The sequence below is a fragment of the Acinetobacter sp. UBA6720 genome, from assembly GCF_002454215.1.
Taxonomy (GTDB): domain Bacteria; phylum Pseudomonadota; class Gammaproteobacteria; order Pseudomonadales; family Moraxellaceae; genus Acinetobacter.
Genome location: NZ_DKIK01000073.1, coordinates 6,873 through 11,478, shown reverse-complemented (window position 1 = coordinate 11,478; position 4,606 = coordinate 6,873). Strand labels below are relative to the sequence as shown.

Sequence of the window (4,606 nt, the reverse complement as noted above, 5' to 3'; positions counted from 1 at the left end):
GAACGTTCAATCAATAATAAGTATCATAAAAAAATGCTATGATACTTTCCATGTAAGTTATTGAATCTAACGCCTTTAAATTTAAGGCAAATTGTTCTGGATTGTCATGAATAAACGTAGAGTAAAACCTGAGCATGAGCGTCGTGAAGAAATTATCAATGCTGCCTATGCAGTCATTCACGAAGTAGGCTTATCCAACACCACCATTGCTCAAATTGCGAAAAAAGCACAGCTTTCTACGGGCATTGTGAGCCATTATTTTGGCGATAAACAAGGTCTTATTCACAGCTGCATGCGCCAAATGCTCAATGTCTTAGCCGAGACCACGGCAAGCTATAAGGCAAAGGTCGTGCAACCCAATTCCAGAACATTTACTCAAAGCCATTATTGATGCCAACTTTGACATCAGTCAGGTCAACAACACTGCTATGCGGGTTTGGCTAGATTTTTGGTCTGCCAGTATGCATCAAGCCGACTTAGGTCGCCTACAACGAATAAATGATCAACGTCTTTATTCAAATTTGAAGTTTCATTTCTTGCAACTCATGCCGAGACCACAGGCAAGCCAAGCAGCTAAAGGGTTAGCAGCACTGATTGATGGATTATGGTTACGTGGAAGTTTAAGTGGTCATCAAGCATTTGATCGTGATTTGGCACGTTCTATTGCATACGACTATGTCGATATGCAACTTCGCTTAATTCAACAGATACGGCAGGAACAACAAAATGAGTAATGTACAGCTTCACTCGCTTTATATTCACGGACAATATTTCAATGCCACCAGTGGTCAAAGCTTTGACAGTATCAACCCTGCTACAGGTGAAGTCATTGCCACCATTCAACAAGCATCCAAAGCTGATGTCGATACAGCCGTGCAAAGTGCTGTAGAAGGACAGCGTGAATGGGCTGCCAAAACTGCGGTCGAACGTGCCCGTATTTTACGTCGTGCAGTCGATATTTTACGCGCTCGTAATGACGAGTTAGCTCGCCTAGAAACACTCGATACAGGTAAAGCATTCAGTGAAACCTCTACTGTCGATATTGTCACTGGTGCAGACGTTTTAGAATACTACGCGGGACTTGCAACTGCCATTCAAGGTGAACAAGTGCCATTACGTGAAAGTAGTTTTTTCTACACACGCCGTGAACCTTTAGGTGTAGTCGCAGGCATTGGCGCTTGGAATTATCCCATTCAAATTGCACTCTGGAAATCAGCTCCTGCCCTCGCTGCGGGGAATGCCATGATTTTTAAACCCAGCGAAGTAACCCCGCTTACCGCCTTAAAATTGGCAGAGATCTATACTGAAGCAGGCGTACCCGCTGGGGTTTTCAACGTTGTACAAGGTTTTGGTGCTGAAGTCGGTCAATGGTTGACTGAACACCCAGACATTCAAAAAATTTCGTTCACAGGTGGTGTGGCAACGGGTAAAAAGGTCATGGCGAGTGCTGCGGCTTCTAGTCTCAAAGAAGTCACCATGGAGCTCGGTGGCAAATCACCTCTGATTATTTGTGCCGACGCCAACCTTGACCGCGCAGCCGATATTGCGGTGATGGCGAACTTCTTTAGTTCAGGTCAAGTGTGTACCAATGGCACCCGTGTGTTTGTACCGCAAACCCTCAAGACTGCATTTGAACAAGCTGTGATTGCACGTGTCAAACGTATCCGTATGGGGGACCCCATGCAAGCTGAAACCAACTTTGGACCTTTAGTCAGCTTTCCCCATATGGAAAAAGTCTTGTCTTATATTGAGTCAGGCAAACAACAAGGTGCAACCTTATTGATGGGAGGACAACGTGCCACCGAAGCAACACTTGCTCAAGGTGCGTATGTATTACCAACCGTGTTTACCGACTGTCACGACGACATGCACATCGTGCAAGATGAAATCTTTGGTCCAGTCATGAGCATTTTAAGCTATGACAGTATCGAAGAAGCCATTCAACGTGCCAACAACACCAGCTATGGTTTAGCTGCGGGTGTGGTCACACAAGATATTTCCCAAGCGCATCGCATTATTCATCAGCTTGAGGCAGGCATTTGCTGGATCAATACTTGGGGCGAATCCCCTGCTGAAATGCCTGTAGGTGGTTATAAACAATCGGGCGTTGGACGTGAAAATGGCATCACCACACTTGAACACTATACCCGCATCAAATCGGTTCAAGTTGAACTGGGCGAATACCAAAGTATTTTTTAAAGTCTGAATTTTAGCTCTCTAAATCCTTACTCCATTTTATTTATTCTTTTTTCATCCTCAACTCAACATGTGGTCACGTTCTCATGCAACGTGGCCCTGCCATAGAAAAAGGATCATTATGCATTCTCAACACTACGATTATATTATTATTGGCGCAGGTTCTGCAGGTAATGTACTGGCTGCTCGCCTAACCGAAGACCCAGATGTTTCGGTACTCTTACTCGAAGCCGGTGGACCTGATTATCGTCTCGACTTTCGCACCCAAATGCCCGCTGCTTTGGCCTATCCTTTGCAAGGGCGTCGTTATAACTGGGCATATTTAACCGACCCAGAACCCCACATGAACAACCGTCGTATGGAATGTGGACGCGGTAAAGGCTTAGGCGGTTCATCCCTGATTAATGGCATGTGTTATATCCGTGGAAATGCCATGGATCTAGAGCAATGGGCTAGCTTAAAAGGCTTAGAAAATTGGAGCTATGCGGACTGTCTACCTTATTACAAAAAAGCTGAAACCCGTGATATTGGTGGCAATGACTATCATGGTGATGCTGGCCCTGTTTCTGTCGCCACGCCTAAATCAGACAACAATGTTTTATTCCACGCCATGGTTGAAGCGGGTGTGCAAGCAGGCTATCCACGCACCGATGACTTAAATGGTTATCAACAAGAAGGTTTCGGCCCAATGGATCGAACCGTAACCCCCAAAGGTCGACGCTCAAGTACTGCACGCGGCTATTTGGATATGGCTAAAGGTCGAGCGAATCTAACCATTATTACCCACGCCATGACCAATCAAATTTTGTTTAGTGGCAAACAAGCGATTGGTGTTGAATATATTCAAGGGGCGAATCAAAACAACTTGCTTCAGGTCTATGCTAATAAGGAAGTTCTACTTTGTGCTGGAGCGATTGCATCACCGCAAATTTTGCAACGTTCAGGTGTGGGTTCAAGCACCTTACTTCAATCTCTCGACATTCCAGTTGTACACGACTTACCGGGTGTAGGTGAAAACTTGCAAGATCATTTAGAAATGTACTTACAATATAAGTGCACGCAACCCGTTTCTCTCTACCCTGCTTTAAAATGGCAAAACCAACCTGCGATTGGTGCAGAGTGGCTATTTAACGGTACTGGGATTGGAGCAAGCAACCAGTTTGAAGCAGGTGGCTTTATTCGATCATCCAAAGAGTTTGCTTGGCCAAATATTCAATATCACTTTTTGCCTGTTGCAATTAACTATAATGGCAGCAATGCTGTCAAAGAACATGGCTTCCAAGCCCATGTCGGTTCGATGCGCTCACCTTCACGCGGTCGAGTACATGTGACCTCTAAGAATCCTTTCGACCATCCAAGTATTTTATTTAACTACATGTCGACAGAACAAGACTGGCAGGAATTTCGTGATGCCATCCGTATTACTCGAGAAATCATGCAACAACCTGCGCTTGATCCTTATCGAGGCGAAGAAATAAGCCCTGGAAAAGAGATACAAACCGACGCTGAATTGGACGAGTTTGTACGTAATCATGCTGAAACGGCTTATCATCCATCCTGTAGTTGTAAAATGGGGGAAGATGATATGGCGGTAGTCGATGGACAAGGTCGTGTACACGGGATGCAAAATTTACGTGTTGTTGATGCGTCGATTATGCCGCTCATTATCACAGGTAACTTAAATGCAACGACCATTATGATGGCTGAGAAAATCGCGGATCAAATACGTGGTCACCAAGCTTTACCACGTTCAACTGCTCCATTTTATCGCGCCGAAATCGCATAAATCTTAATGGCGTAAAACCTGACCTTTTATTCAGCTTTAGGATAATAAGGTCAGGCAATTATTCATATTTTCTAAAACAACATAATCACAACTTGCTTTATCTTTAGGACTTACTTTCCAACTCAACTTATACATTTAAACGTTAAAAAGATTGGGCTCTTGTATAGATATTCAACATCCGTATTTTAAATACAGAAATTACACCCAAATAAAACTCAATAAAAACAATGAATAAAAACAAACATCACTGATATTTATAATTTAACCGAAATCATTTACAATAAAAATTACTAAGTCAATACATATTTAGTCTAAAATATCCATAAATCAAAAATGCGTGATAGCTTAAAAAGTTAATCTTTGGCTGCTTGAGCTTTTAAGTATTACTTCAATTCTGCCAAGCTAATTTTTTACAAGCATCTCTATCACCATAATTGTTATTTTCTCTTCGCTATAAAGCGATCCAAAACCTGTCCCCAAGGTCATAATCGCATGAACAAATTTTTAAAATACCTTTTGGTATTAATCGTACTGCTTATTATTGCAGTCGTAATTTTCTTATTTAGACCCGTCACGTCTAAAAAAATTCAAACCACCAGCAACGAGCCTGTTGTTGACGCAGTC

General features: G+C 42.9%; 3 protein-coding genes and 1 pseudogene. All 4 read left to right on the top strand.

Annotated elements, in window-relative coordinates:
* The first annotated feature begins 106 nt into the window (after positions 1-106).
* A pseudogene (betI, locus tag B4F08_RS06440) lies at positions 107-734 on the top strand (transcriptional regulator BetI).
* Entirely contained in the window at positions 727-2,199 is a 1,473-nt protein-coding gene (gene betB / locus B4F08_RS06435) for a betaine-aldehyde dehydrogenase (protein ID WP_291373860.1), read from the top strand. The pseudogene betI and the gene betB overlap by 8 nt, the downstream one beginning before the upstream one ends.
* Positions 2,200-2,317: 118 nt before the next feature.
* Positions 2,318-3,982, top strand: coding sequence for a choline dehydrogenase (gene betA, locus B4F08_RS06430; protein WP_291373859.1), 1,665 nt, complete (start codon positions 2,318-2,320; stop codon positions 3,980-3,982).
* A 492-nt stretch (positions 3,983-4,474) separates the two neighbouring features.
* A partial coding sequence (locus B4F08_RS06425) for a hypothetical protein (protein ID WP_291373861.1) occupies positions 4,475-4,606 on the top strand: 132 nt, incomplete at its 3' end.

Excerpts from the sequence above, each read along its gene's own strand:
- betB (WP_291373860.1), top strand. The coding sequence starts at position 727 with ATGAGTAATGTACAGCTTCACTCGCTTTATATTCACGGACAATATTTC.
- betA (WP_291373859.1), top strand. The coding sequence starts at position 2,318 with ATGCATTCTCAACACTACGATTATATTATTATTGGCGCAGGTTCTGCA.